The 11,673-nt window shown below is 62.3% G+C and carries 14 protein-coding genes; 4 read left to right on the top strand and 10 right to left on the bottom strand.

Annotation, left to right across the window (positions count from 1 at the left end; all coding sequences use genetic code 11):
- The 8 genes from MRBLMC3_RS05940 to MRBLMC3_RS05905 all read right to left on the bottom strand — a co-directional run.
- Nucleotides 1-127 (bottom strand): FAD-dependent oxidoreductase (locus MRBLMC3_RS05940; RefSeq protein WP_363735348.1); only part of this gene is annotated, 127 nt, incomplete at its 3' end.
- Nucleotides 124-1,083, bottom strand: a complete 960-nt coding sequence (locus MRBLMC3_RS05935) for a carbon-nitrogen hydrolase family protein (protein ID WP_363826555.1) — start codon at nt 1,081-1,083, stop codon at nt 124-126. The genes MRBLMC3_RS05940 and MRBLMC3_RS05935, both read right to left, overlap by 4 nt.
- Before the next feature lie 132 nt (nt 1,084-1,215).
- Nucleotides 1,216-1,815: a GNAT family N-acetyltransferase gene (locus tag MRBLMC3_RS05930; protein WP_363826552.1), complete on the bottom strand. Its 600-nt coding sequence runs from the start codon at nt 1,813-1,815 to the stop codon at nt 1,216-1,218.
- Nucleotides 1,812-2,216, bottom strand: a complete 405-nt coding sequence (locus MRBLMC3_RS05925) for a ketosteroid isomerase-related protein (protein ID WP_363826549.1) — start codon at nt 2,214-2,216, stop codon at nt 1,812-1,814. The genes MRBLMC3_RS05930 and MRBLMC3_RS05925 overlap by 4 nt, the downstream gene beginning before the upstream one ends.
- Nucleotides 2,216-2,527 (bottom strand): 2Fe-2S iron-sulfur cluster-binding protein, encoded by a 312-nt coding sequence (locus tag MRBLMC3_RS05920; RefSeq protein ID WP_363734394.1) that lies wholly within the window; start codon nt 2,525-2,527, stop codon nt 2,216-2,218. Before MRBLMC3_RS05920 ends, MRBLMC3_RS05925 begins: the two co-directional genes overlap by 1 nt.
- A gap of 3 nt (nt 2,528-2,530) precedes the next feature.
- Nucleotides 2,531-3,373 (bottom strand): S-formylglutathione hydrolase, encoded by an 843-nt coding sequence (gene fghA / locus MRBLMC3_RS05915; RefSeq protein WP_363826665.1) that lies wholly within the window; start codon nt 3,371-3,373, stop codon nt 2,531-2,533.
- A gap of 9 nt (nt 3,374-3,382) precedes the next feature.
- Nucleotides 3,383-3,790 (bottom strand): VOC family protein, encoded by a 408-nt coding sequence (locus MRBLMC3_RS05910; RefSeq protein WP_363826546.1) that lies wholly within the window; start codon nt 3,788-3,790, stop codon nt 3,383-3,385.
- 33 nt (nt 3,791-3,823) lie between these two features.
- On the bottom strand, nt 3,824-4,936 hold the full coding sequence (locus tag MRBLMC3_RS05905) for an S-(hydroxymethyl)glutathione dehydrogenase/class III alcohol dehydrogenase (protein WP_363734396.1): 1,113 nt from the start codon (nt 4,934-4,936) through the stop codon (nt 3,824-3,826).
- 190 nt (nt 4,937-5,126) lie between these two features.
- On the opposite strand from MRBLMC3_RS05905, the gene MRBLMC3_RS05900 reads away from it, so the two are divergent.
- On the top strand, nt 5,127-6,023 hold the full coding sequence (locus MRBLMC3_RS05900) for a LysR family transcriptional regulator (RefSeq protein ID WP_363734397.1): 897 nt from the start codon (nt 5,127-5,129) through the stop codon (nt 6,021-6,023).
- 67 nt (nt 6,024-6,090) lie between these two features.
- Here the strand turns inward: MRBLMC3_RS05900 and MRBLMC3_RS05895 are convergent, their stop codons facing one another.
- Nucleotides 6,091-7,107, bottom strand: a complete 1,017-nt coding sequence (locus tag MRBLMC3_RS05895; RefSeq protein WP_363826544.1) for an LLM class flavin-dependent oxidoreductase — start codon at nt 7,105-7,107, stop codon at nt 6,091-6,093.
- 251 nt (nt 7,108-7,358) lie between these two features.
- Here MRBLMC3_RS05895 and MRBLMC3_RS05890 point away from each other — a divergent pair, with 251 nt between their 5' ends.
- A complete protein-coding gene (locus MRBLMC3_RS05890) occupies nt 7,359-8,123 on the top strand; it encodes a FadR/GntR family transcriptional regulator (RefSeq protein ID WP_363734399.1) in 765 nt (254 codons plus the stop codon).
- 63 nt (nt 8,124-8,186) lie between these two features.
- Here the strand turns inward: MRBLMC3_RS05890 and MRBLMC3_RS05885 are convergent, their stop codons facing one another.
- Nucleotides 8,187-9,491 carry a sugar MFS transporter gene (locus MRBLMC3_RS05885; RefSeq protein WP_363734400.1) on the bottom strand — a complete coding sequence of 435 codons (1,305 nt, stop codon included), beginning with the start codon at nt 9,489-9,491 and terminating at the stop codon, nt 8,187-8,189.
- Nucleotides 9,492-9,666: 175 nt separating this feature from the next.
- Between MRBLMC3_RS05885 and MRBLMC3_RS05880 the strand changes: the two genes are divergently transcribed.
- Together MRBLMC3_RS05880 and MRBLMC3_RS05875 are read left to right on the top strand one after the other, a co-directional pair.
- Complete coding sequence (locus MRBLMC3_RS05880) at nt 9,667-10,764, top strand: aldose epimerase family protein (RefSeq protein WP_363826542.1); 1,098 nt, start codon at nt 9,667-9,669, stop codon at nt 10,762-10,764.
- A 13-nt stretch (nt 10,765-10,777) separates the two neighbouring features.
- Entirely contained in the window at nt 10,778-11,635 is an 858-nt protein-coding gene (locus MRBLMC3_RS05875; RefSeq protein ID WP_363826539.1) for an SMP-30/gluconolactonase/LRE family protein, read from the top strand.
- Nucleotides 11,636-11,673: the final 38 nt, after the last annotated feature.

The following is an 11,673-nucleotide window of genomic DNA, read 5'->3' as shown; positions in this document are numbered from 1 at the left end:
CATAGGGCGGATCCTTCTCATCGCCGATCATCCCGATCGACCCTTCAAAGCCAAGCTGCCGCAGCGATATCCCCGCCTGGGCACCAGCATGACCCGCGCCCACGATCAGAACGTCATAATAACTCATTCGCTCAGCCCTTCAACCAACGGCAGGGTGCTGCCATTCTGCCTCTCTACAGGTTCCACCGCATTGTCATTGGCGATGCCGGCGGGCATCGATGCCTGGCCGACCATTTGTTCGGGCCAGTGCCGGAAAGGCAGGACGCTGCCGTTCCGCCGCCACTCATCGACTTGAGTCAGATCGACATCCGCGAACAACCATTGACCGTCATTGGCATGGCCGATGGCAAAGATGCCGTCATCCGGGGTGATGCCATCCGGCGGGCCATAGACGCCCGCCGCGCCGTAATTTTCATCGAGCGAGGGTAACCAGGGGGCAAGTCCCACCGTTGGCGCCTGTACCACATAGCATTGATTTTCGAGCGCGCGCGCCTGTCCGCCGATCCGCACCCGCCAATAGCCCTGCATGCTGTCGGTCGCCGAAGGCACGAGGATGATCCGCGCTCCGGCCTCAGCCTGCGCGCGCGCGATCAATGGGAATTCCGAGTCGTAGCAGATGGAGATGCCGACCGGGCCGAAGGGCGTGTCCAGAGTGTTGATCCGCGTGCCGCCCGAAATACCCCAGATTTCGCGTTCGAAGCGGGTCATCACGATCTTGTCCTGCCAGCCCATGCTGCCGTCAGGACAGAAAAGCCGCGCGCGGTTGACGATCAACCCGCGATCGTCGCGCACCGGGCCGCTGCCCGCCACGATCACCAGCCCATGGCGTCTGGCGAGACGCCGGTGCAGTTCGTCCGCCCGGTCGCTGAGTGCCATCACCAGTTCCAATGAGCGCTGAAGGTCGGATGCAGCCGCCGGATCGCAGCCAGCCAGTTCCATCGCTGCATATTCTGGGAAAAGCAGCAGTTGAGCACCCTGGCCAGCCGCCTCTGCCACCCATAGGCTGATCTTGGCTTCCCACGCTTCATAGCTTGGCAGCAGCTCGATCGGATATTGTGCCGCCGCGATCCGAACTTCTTCCACCTTCGTCCCGTTCCCCCGGTAAATGCCTTTCCGACGGCGGATTTTGATCTGATGGGATCAGATCACCGCCCGAATGCTGCGTTCCTCGTCATTTCCTGACCGGCGATCGGTTCGGGTCGCCTGGAAATCATTCTAGAATTTCTTGATCCAGAAGCGCATGAGATGTTCGCTCTCCTGCACATCCCCGACCTCCTTCCACGACAGATGCGTGTCGTAGTGAGGGGCAAGGCGATAGCCGCGCTTTTGCCAGAAATCATGCAAATCCCGCGCGTCATCGGGACGGCGCAGATCGTTTTCCTCCCGCACCACAGCGCAAAAGGCGGTGCAATCCGCACCGGCTGCTTTGGCTGCAGCCTCCCGTTCGTCGAAAAAGCGATGGCCGATGCCCTGTCCGCGAAATTGTGGAAGCAGAACCGATTCCCCGAAATAGTGAGTCGTTCCGATATCGACCCCGGCAGCCAGAAAGGGTCGCTTGATCACGTCCGATTGCGTCGCCATGGGTGAAGCGGTCGCCATGCCGACGGGAATGTCGCCGACCCGCGCGACGATGACGATCGCGTCGTCAGCGCTCAGAAATTCGTCCAGATAGGCCGCTTCATAATCCAGGCTGCCGTCATAGAGATAGGGCCACGTCCTGAACACAGTCATGCGCAGCGTCGCGAGCGCGCGCAGCGACAGGTCGTCGCGGCCGATCCGCTCTACCACCAGCGGCGCGGCCTGATCGGCCATCATGCCGCTTCGCTGACCTGCCGCAGCCAGTCGGCGAGGTTGTAATGGTTGCTGACCCGCGCGATCCGGCCGTCGACAATGTCGAAAAAGGCGCCGACCCGAAGCCGATAGCGCTGACCGTGCGCGGGCGGCAGATCGCTGTCCGTCAGGAGATATTCGCCCTCCAGCTGGAATTCCGCGGCCGCGCGAGTGCCGTCCGACGAACTCAGGAAGACCGGATCGATCACCTGCTCGCGGTAGCAGCGGTTCATGTGATCGAGAAACGCAGCGAAGGCGGCCTTGCCATGGCGCGGTTCGCCCTGCGAGGGCTCATGCACGACATCCTCCGTCAGCAGGTCGAGCATGGCCCCGGCATCGCCACGGTTGAAGGCGGCATAATAGCGGGACAGAAGGGTTTCGTTCATCAGTCCTCCGGCGCGATGGTGACGCGCAATCCATCCAGTTCCGCCGTCAGCGCAATCTGGCAGGATAGGCGCGACAGGCCATTGCGATGGTCGCTGCTGTCGAGCAGGTCATTCTCGTCTTCGCTGACCGACGAGGTTTCGGGGCCTTCCTCCACATAGACATGGCAGGTCGCACAGGAACAGCATCCGCCGCAAAGCGCGAGCAGCTCGTCAAGGCCATTGTCCCGGATCGCTTCCATCAGCGACAGACCAGCCTCGGCCTGCACTGCATGTTCGGTGCCGTCGCGACCAGTCACGAAAATCTGAACCATCAATCAATCCTTGCTGAGGCGGGCCGCATGCCAGCGCAAATGGTCGGCCATGAAAGTTGAAATGAAATAATAGCTATGGTCATAGCCTTCGCGCAGGTTGAGCGTCAGGTCGATGCCTGCCGCCTCGCAAGCGCTTTTGAGAAGTTCCGGCCGCAATTCCTTTTCCAGGAAAGGATCCGCGCTGCCCTGGTCGACCAGCAGGTCCAGCACGCGGGCGCCGTCTTCGATCAGCGCCACCGCATCATGCAGGCGCCATGTCGCGCGATCTTCGCCCAGATAGCCGGTCAGTGCCTTTTCCCCCCAGGGCACCTGGCCGGGCGCGACGATGGGCGCAAAGGCCGACACCGATGCATATTTGCCCGGATTGCGGAGCGCGACGGTGAGGGCACCGTGACCGCCCATGCTATGGCCCATGATCGACTGGCGATCCATGTCCACGGGGAAATTTTCTGCGATCAGGGCAGGCAGTTCTTCGGTCACATAGGACCACATCCGATAATGGCGGTCGAAGGGCGGCTGCGTCGCGTCGACATAGAAGCCGGCACCCAGACCGAAATCATAGGCTCCAGCCGGATCATCCGGCACGCCTTCTCCGCGCGGCGAGGTGTCGGGCGCGACGAAGATCAGGCCGAGTTCCGCGCAAGCCGCGCGAAACTCGCCTTTTTCCGTAACATTGGCGTGGGTGCAGGTCAGCCCGGACAGATACCAGACGACCGGCAGCTTCGTCCCGGGCTGATGCGGGGGAACGAAGACCGAAAAGGTCATCTCTGTCCCGGTGGCGGCAGAGGCATGTTTATACACGCCCTGCTCACCGCCGAAGGACCGGTTCGTGCTGACCTGCTCCATCGCCATGGGTCAGTTGCCGTCCGTGAAGGTGTAGGCGCAGATCTTGTTGCCTGCCGGATCGCGCAGGTAACCGGCATAGGCGCCGGGCAGGTGGCCGCGCGGACCGGCCGCACCCTCATCCGTACCGCCGGCGGCCACTCCCGCCGCATGGAAGGCATCGACCTCTGCCGGGCTGGCAGCGGAGAAACCGATCGTCACGCCGTTGCTGCTGGGCTCGCCGCCATTGCCGGGCTTCAGCACCAGGAATGCGGGCTTGTCCTTGCCGTAGAGGAAGCAGCTGTCGCCAAAGGGACCCATGTTCTTGATGCCGAGCGCACCCAGCGCGGCGTCATAGAACTTCGTCGATGCGGCAAGATCGCTCGCGCCGATGCATGTATGCGAAAAGACCTCGTTTCCGGAAATCACTGGATCGGCCATTTTTTCTCTCCTTGCAGGTGGAAGTAACTAGGGTCAGAAGACGACGACCGAGCGGATGCTCTTGCCGGCGTGCATCAGGTCGAAAGCGGTATTGATCTCTTCCAGGCCCATGACGTGGGTGATCATCGGGTCGATCTCGATCTTGCCGGTCATGTACATGTCGACGATCTTGGGAACGTCGGTGCGGCCCTTGGCGCCGCCGAAGGCGGTGCCGCGCCAGTTGCGGCCCGTCACAAGCTGGAAGGGACGGGTCGAGATTTCCTTGCCCGCCTCGGCCACGCCGATGATGATCGAGGTGCCCCAACCGCGATGGCATGCCTCCAGCGCGGTGCGCATCACCTCGGTATTGCCGGTCGCGTCGAACGTATAGTCGGCGCCGCCGTCGGTCAGTTCGACCACCTTCGCAACGGTTTCCTCGCGCGAGAGGCCCTTTGAATTGAGGAAGTCGGTCATGCCGAACTTGCGGCCCCATTCCTCGCGATCGGGGTTGAGGTCGACGCCGATGATCTTTTTGGCGCCGGCAAGGCGCGCGCCCTGGATCACGTTGAGGCCGATGCCGCCGAGGCCGAAGACGACGACATTGTCGCCGACCTGAACCTTGGCCGTATTGATGACCGCGCCGACGCCCGTCGTCACGCCGCAGCCGATGTAGCAGCTGGACTGGAAGGGGGCGTCCTCACGGATCTTCGCCACTGCAATCTCGGGCAGGACGGTGAAGTTCGAGAAGGTCGAGCAGCCCATATAGTGGAAGATCGGCTGGCCCTTGTAGGAAAAGCGCGTCGTGCCGTCAGGCATCAGCCCCTTGCCCTGCGTGGCGCGGATCGCGGTGCACAGGTTCGTCTTGCCGGACAGGCAGCTTTTGCACTGGCGGCATTCGGGCGTGTAGAGCGGGATCACATGGTCCCCCGGCTTCACGCTGGTTACGCCGGGGCCAACCTCACGCACGATGCCCGCGCCCTCATGGCCCAGGATCGAGGGGAAGATGCCTTCGCTGTCGAAACCGTCCAGCGTATAGGCGTCGGTATGGCAGATGCCGGTCGCCATGATCTCGACAAGAACCTCACCGGCCTTGGGGCCTTCCAGGTCTACTTCCACGATCTCTAGCGGCTTTTTTGCTTCAAAGGCGACTGCGGCGCGGGTTTTCATGTCTCAGTCCTCATTCCGTTCGGATTTTTTAGAAGCGAGCATGCCGTGGCATGGCTGGTAAGCTTCGCGCCCATGCGAATGATGGCAGCAAACCACGGAAGGCCCTCTTGATGCCGGACACTAGCGCTTTTTCAGCGAAGTGATAATATGATCTTTTCGCAAAAGTTTATTTCTCTGAAGGGATAATGAGATGTCCGCCTGGGACGGTATCGACGAGTTCATCAGCGTCGCTACGACGGGGTCCTTCACGCACGGTGCAAAGAGCCTGGGAATGTCGACAACCCATGTCAGCCGGTCGATCATGGCCCTGGAGCAACGGCTCCAGGCGCAACTTTTTCACCGCACCACCCGCACCGTCAAACTGACGGACACCGGTCGCATTTTCCTGGAGCGATGTGAGCGCATTGCTCAGGACAGGGATGAAGCAATTGCGCTTGTCGGGGACAGTGGAGACCTGTTGGGCGAACTGCGCGTCACATGTTCGACAGCGCTGGGCGAGCGGTTCGTGGCGCCGATCATCCGACGCTTTGCCATGCAGCATCCCAAGCTGAACGTGATCATCGAACTGTCCAATCGTGTCATCGACCTGGTTGGCGAAGGGTTTGATCTCGCGATAAGAACAGGTTCGGTAAGTGATACCCGGCTGATAGCGACACAGGTGGCGTCTCGAAGCCTCTACACCTGCGCCGCGCCAAGCTATCTTGCATCTGCGGGGCGCCCGAAGCGTATCGAGGACCTGGCGTCCCATGAATGCATCGCCGGTACGGCGGCGACATGGCATTTCAAGGTCAGCGAACGCGAAATCATCCATCGACCCAGGGGGCGCTTCAGGTGCAATAGCGGCCATGCCGTGATGGAAGCCTGCGTTTCGGGTCTGGGCATTTGCCAGTTACCTGACTTCTACGTCCTGCCCTATCTCAAGCATGGCATGGTGGAACTGCTTTTCGATGATCTGCAACCCAATGACGAGCCGATCTGGGCGGTCTATCCGCAGCGTCGTCATCTGTCGCAGAAGGTCCAGCAAGTCGTGAATTGCCTGGTGCACGAGCTTGGGCCGGCCATCAACAGTCGTCGAACGTTGAGTTGATACACGCTGCGCACTGCGTTGGAATTGCCGCAGTGCGCGCGCTCCAGCCGCATCGGCGCGTGCCCGGTCAGCGCCAGCCCAGCGCGGGCGCGACATGGGTCAGGATAGCCTCCAGCACATGGGCGTTATAGTCGACGCCAAGCTGGTTAGGCACGGTCAGCAACAGGGTGTCGGCCTCGGCAATGGCTTCGTCCTCCCGCAACTGTTCGATCAGCCTGTCGGGTTCGGCAGCATAGGATCGACCGAAAACCGCGCGCATATTGTCGATCACCCCGATCTGGTCCGCGCTGTCATCCCGTCCGAAATAACGCCTGTCGCGTTCGTCAACGAGCGCGAAGATCGAGCGCGACACGGACACCCTTGGCTGGCGATCATGACCGGCAGCGGCCCAGGCTTCGCGGTAGGCCCGTATTTGCCTGGCCTGCTGAATGTGAAAGGGTTCGCCGGTCTCGTCGGCCTTGAGTGTCGAGCTTTGCAGGTTCATGCCCATGCGCGCTGCCCATTCCGCGGTTGCGTTCGATGCCGAACCCCACCAGATCCGGTCGCGCAGCCCAGCCGAATGTGGCTCGAGGCGCAGCTTGCCGGGCGGATTGGGAAACATCGGGCGTGGGTTGGGCTCGGCAAAACCCTCGCCCTTGAGCAATCTGAGGAATACCTCGCCATGCCGGCGCCCCATGTCGGAGCCGCTTTCGCCTTGAGCCGGCGCATAGCCGAAATGGCGCCATCCATCGATCACTTGTTCCGGCGATCCCCGGCTGATGCCAAGCTGTAGCCGCCCGCCGGCGATGAGGTCCGCCGCCCCGGCATCTTCGACCATGTAGAGGGGGTTTTCATACCGCATGTCTATGACGCCGGTGCCGATTTCGATCCGCTTCGTGCGAGCGCCGATGGCCGCCAGCAATGGAAAGGGCGAAGCGAGCTGGCGCGCGAAGTGATGCACGCGAAAATAGGCTCCATCGAGTCCCAGTTCCTCAGCCGCGACCGCGAGGTCGATCGATTGATGCAGGACATCCGACGCTGTGCGGGCCTCCGAGAAGGCTGCGTCGGACCAGTGACCGAAGGAGAGGAATCCGATCTTCTTCACAAGCGCTCCCATTTTTCAAATGGTGGCGGTCAATATGCGCCGCCCGCCAGCGTGGCAATGCCCTTTCGAGCAGCTTCGGTCGAGTTGAATCGGATCGCCGTTCCGGATTGGGTTTTGCACGTCCAGCATGGCAAACCGCCTCTGGCCCTGCATGATCCTGGCCGCCTTGTGATATCGGTATGATCGAAAAGACTATGACATGTTTCGCCTTATCCGATGGACTGCTAGGAAAGCGGGGCGGAGGCGCATCAATGGCTAAAGAAAAACAGCTTTCCAAGGGGACGGCAGAGGGTGCTGGAGGTGCATCGAAGGAGGTGCGTGGTCCTGGCAGGCGCTTGCACGGCGCGATTGCGCACAAGCTGGGAACGGCGATATTGTCCGGCCAATATGCTCCGGGCGATGTCTTGTCGGGTGAAGTCGCCTTTTCCGAGGAACTGGAAGTGTCGCGCAGCGCCTATCGCGAGGCGATACAGGTGCTGACCGCAAAGGGGCTGGTCGAAAGCAGGCCCAAGGCGGGGACCCGGGTATTGCCGCGCAATCGCTGGAACCTGCTGGATCCCGAGGTGCTGGCCTGGGCCTTTGCCGGGGAACCGGACGTGCAGTTCGTGCGCGATCTGTTCGAACTGCGGGCCATAGTCGAACCCGCGGCGGCTCGACTCGCGGCGCAGCGACGAACCAAGGAAGACATCAGGCTGATGAAGGACGCCCTGGCTGCCATGCGCCGCCATACGCTGGCGACCGATGCCGGGCGCGGGGCGGATCGCGACTTTCACAATGCGATCCTGAATGCGACGCGCAACGACGCATTGCGGACGCTATCGGCCAGCATCGGCGCGGCGGTGAACTGGACCACCCAATACAAGCAAAGGGCACGCGCCTTGCCGCGCAATCCCATTCCGGACCATGCGCGCGTGTTTGACGCTATTGCGGCCGGAGACGCGGCCGCAGCGGCGGAGGCTATGGGCGTGCTCGTCGACCTGGCGCTGGAGGATACGGCGAGCGCCATGGCAAGGTGACGGGATAAGGAAAAGGCCGAAGCGGACATCCCGCTTCGGCCTTTTCCGACTTCGAGCTTTCCGTCACCCGATCTGCTGATCAGGCAGCGCGTGGGTCGGCCTGGACCCCCAAAGTGCGTAGAAGAGGATATAGAGTTCGCACAGCGCCGTCAGCAGGAAGCTGGTCTGCAACCCGAAATGGTCCGCCAGCCAGCCCTGTACCACCACCAGCGCGCCGCCGGCGATGGCCATGATCAAAAGACCCGATCCCTCCTCGGTCAACGGTCCAAGCCCCTTGATGCCGAGGGTGAAGATCGTCGGGAACATGATCGAGTGGAACAGGCCGACCAGGATCAGCGACCACATGGCGACCGGCCCCTGAGCGAAGACGGTGATCATCATCACGATGAAGGCGCCGACGGAAAAGGCAGCCAGCACCTTGCCCGCATCGATCCGCTGCATGATCGCCGATCCCGCGAACCGGCCGACCATCATGCCACCCCAGAGGAAGGTCAGGTAACGGCCCGCCTGTTCATGGGTAAGATTGGCGATGTCGGGTTGGCTGACGAAGTTCACGAACAGGTTGGCGACGCCGATTTCCGCGATGAGGTAGATGAAGATCGCCGGAATGCCGAACACCAGATTGCGGTGCGCCCAGAGCGAATGTTTCTTCCGCTCTTCCTTGGCGAGGCGCGTCGCGGCCGCGCCCATGGCGGGCAGCGGGAAACGCGCGATCACGACCGCCAGCACGACCAGCACGACGGCAACCAGGCCATAGGGCAGGATCACCGACTGGGCGTCGGCCAGCCGCTCAGCCTGCGTCAGCACGATATCGCCCTGCGCGGTGCCGCCCTTCGATCGGCCAAGGATCAGGTAAGCGCCGAACATCGGAGCGAGCATGGTGCCGGCCGAGTTCATCGCCTGGACCAGGTTCAGGCGCGAGGACGCGGTTTCCGGTTTGCCGACCACCGCTACATAGGGGTTGGCAGCCACCTGAAGCAGGGTGATGCCGCTGGCGATCACGAACAGCATGATCAGCGTCACGCCATAAGAGGGGATGGACGCCGCCAGCATCATGCCCAGCGCGCCCGCGGCCATGATCAGCAGGCCGGTGACCAGCGACTTCTGGTAGCCGACGCGTTCGATCAGCTTGGCCGAAGGAATGGACGCGACGAAATAGGCAATGAACCATACCGACTCGATCAGTGTCGTCTGCGTATAGCTGAGCTCGAACACGCTGCGCAGGTGCGGCAGCAGCGTGTTGTTGATGACCGTGATGAAGCCCCACATGAAAAAGAGGCTGGCCAGCAACGTCAGGGCAGGGCCGTAGCGCGTGCCGGGATTATGGGCCGCGGCGGGCGCCGCAGTGGGGGAAATGGGTCCTGCCATTCATCCTTCTCCGGAAGAGTCGAAACGGGGCGCACCTGAACGGGGTTGCGCCTGATTATTTTGTATGAGTATATCTCCTCCAACGGCGCGTCAATCGCGTCAAGGGAGGAACCGCATGCGAAAGGCCTTTATGAACAGATCGGTGTTGTCAACGTTGTCATACGGTGCTGCCCTCATGATGACAAGCTCGACAGTGGTGGCGGCGGAGGCGAGCCGCGCGCCGGCCGGCACGCTGGCCGATGGAACCGCGATCGAGTCAATCACGCTGAAGAACGGGCAGGGCGTGTCGGCCACCATCCTCACCTATGGTGCGACGCTGCAGAAGCTGGCCGGGCCGGATCGCAATGGCCGGATCGCGGACGTCCTGCTGGGCTATGATGATCTTGCCGGCTATGTCGACCATCCCAATTATTTCGGCGTGACCGTCGGCCGTTATGCCAACCGCATCGCCGGGGGCAGGTTCACGCTGGACGGCAAAAGCTATCAATTGCCGCTCAACGACAAGGTCAATTCGCTGCATGGCGGCGGCAAGGGCTTCGACAAGCAGCCATGGAGAGTCGTGTCGCTGAAGGATGGGCCGACCGCCACGCTGGTCCTGGCCCTCACCAGCCCGGACGGCGACGCCGGCTATCCGGGGCAACTCGACGCCACCGTCACCTATACGCTGGACGAGGCAGGTAATCTGGGCATCGCCTTCGACGCGAGGACCAGCAAGCCGACCATCGTCAACATGACCAACCATGCGATCTTCGATCTGGCGGGTGAAGGGTCGAGGGACGGCGCGCTGGGCCATCTGCTGACCATCCCGGCCAAGGCGTTCACTCCCGTGGACGCCAATCTGATCCCGACCGGCGAACTGAAGCCGGTGGAGGGTACGGTCTTCGATTTTCGCGCGCCGCGTCGCGTCGCGGACGGGATCCGCGACGGGCGCGATGCGCAGATCGTCGCTGGACGCGGCTATGACCATAATTTTGCATTGGACAAGGGTGCGACCAAGGCGCCCGAACTTGCCGCGCGTCTGGAAGATCCGGCTTCGGGCCGCGTGCTCGACGTGCTGACCACAGAACCGGGCGTGCAATTCTACACGGGCAATTTCCTCGATGGCACGCTGATCGGCAAGCAGGGGCATCTCTACCGCATGGGCGACGGCATTGCGCTGGAGCCGCAGAAATTCCCGAATTCGCCCAACCAGCCAAAATTCCTGTCGGCGCGGGTGGATCCGGGCAAGCCCTATTACCATCAGATGGTCTACCGCCTGTCGGTCAAGCGCTGAAGGGGTGTCCGGCATGGCTGAATGGCGCAAGGTCGACCGCGGCGTGCGTGATACGCTGGGCGAGGGGACTTTATGGTCGGCTCGGGAGAATGCGGTCTATTGGACCGACATAGTCGCGCCGGCACTCAATCGTCTGTCGCTCGACGACGGCGTCATCCAGCGCTGGGCCATGCCCGAACCGCTCGGCTGGGTGGTTGAACGGGCGGGCGGGGGCTTTGTTGGCGGCTTCCAGAGCGGGTTCAAATGGTTGACGCTCGATCCTCTGACGATCACGCCGCTGGGCGATCCCGAACCGCATCTGCCCGGCAGCCGCATGAACGACGGCAAGGCGGATGAGAGCGGCGCCATCTGGTGCGGCACCATGGACATGACGGGAGGGCAGGACGTTGGCTTGCTCTACCGGCTCGATCCTGATGGCGGCTGGGCGATCGCGGACAGCGGCTATCGCGTGCCCAATGGTCCCGCCTTCTCGCCCGGCGGTGACTGGCTCTATCACAGCGACACGGCGCGGCGGCAGATATACCGTTTCTCCCGAACGGCTGGCGGCGGCCTGGCAGACCGCCAGCCTTTCATCCATTTTGCCGAGGAGGATGGCTATCCCGATGGCATGACCGTCGATGCCGACGGGCATCTTTGGGTCGCCCATTGGGGCGGCGGACGGATCAGCCGATTCACGCCGGAGGGCAGGCTCGATCGATCGATAGCGCTGCCTGCCGGACAGGTGACGAACATCTGTTTCGCCGGAGAGAGACTGGATCGCATGTTCGTCAGTTCGGCGGCAATCGGCCTGCCGGAAAGCGAGCATGATGGTGCGCTTTTTGAAGTCTTCCCCGGCACGCATGGGCTGCCGACGAACCTGTACGCGGGATAGGCGGCAGGCCGGACGGGTCGATGGCGATCATTTTCCGC

The organism is Sphingobium sp. LMC3-1-1.1 (assembly GCF_040676285.1).
Taxonomy (GTDB): Bacteria; Pseudomonadota; Alphaproteobacteria; order Sphingomonadales; family Sphingomonadaceae; genus Sphingobium.
This window is presented reverse-complemented; position numbering and strand designations above follow the sequence as displayed.

Excerpts from the sequence above, each read along its gene's own strand:
- MRBLMC3_RS05930 (WP_363826552.1), bottom strand. The coding sequence starts at position 1,815 with ATGATGGCCGATCAGGCCGCGCCGCTGGTGGTAGAGCGGATCGGCCGC.
- MRBLMC3_RS05925 (WP_363826549.1), bottom strand. The coding sequence starts at position 2,216 with ATGAACGAAACCCTTCTGTCCCGCTATTATGCCGCCTTCAACCGTGGC.
- MRBLMC3_RS05920 (WP_363734394.1), bottom strand. The coding sequence starts at position 2,527 with ATGGTTCAGATTTTCGTGACTGGTCGCGACGGCACCGAACATGCAGTG.
- fghA (WP_363826665.1), bottom strand. The coding sequence starts at position 3,373 with ATGGAGCAGGTCAGCACGAACCGGTCCTTCGGCGGTGAGCAGGGCGTG.
- MRBLMC3_RS05910 (WP_363826546.1), bottom strand. The coding sequence starts at position 3,790 with ATGGCCGATCCAGTGATTTCCGGAAACGAGGTCTTTTCGCATACATGC.
- MRBLMC3_RS05905 (WP_363734396.1), bottom strand. The coding sequence starts at position 4,936 with ATGAAAACCCGCGCCGCAGTCGCCTTTGAAGCAAAAAAGCCGCTAGAG.
- MRBLMC3_RS05900 (WP_363734397.1), top strand. The coding sequence starts at position 5,127 with ATGTCCGCCTGGGACGGTATCGACGAGTTCATCAGCGTCGCTACGACG.
- MRBLMC3_RS05890 (WP_363734399.1), top strand. The coding sequence starts at position 7,359 with ATGGCTAAAGAAAAACAGCTTTCCAAGGGGACGGCAGAGGGTGCTGGA.
- MRBLMC3_RS05885 (WP_363734400.1), bottom strand. The coding sequence starts at position 9,491 with ATGGCAGGACCCATTTCCCCCACTGCGGCGCCCGCCGCGGCCCATAAT.
- MRBLMC3_RS05880 (WP_363826542.1), top strand. The coding sequence starts at position 9,667 with ATGATGACAAGCTCGACAGTGGTGGCGGCGGAGGCGAGCCGCGCGCCG.
- MRBLMC3_RS05875 (WP_363826539.1), top strand. The coding sequence starts at position 10,778 with ATGGCTGAATGGCGCAAGGTCGACCGCGGCGTGCGTGATACGCTGGGC.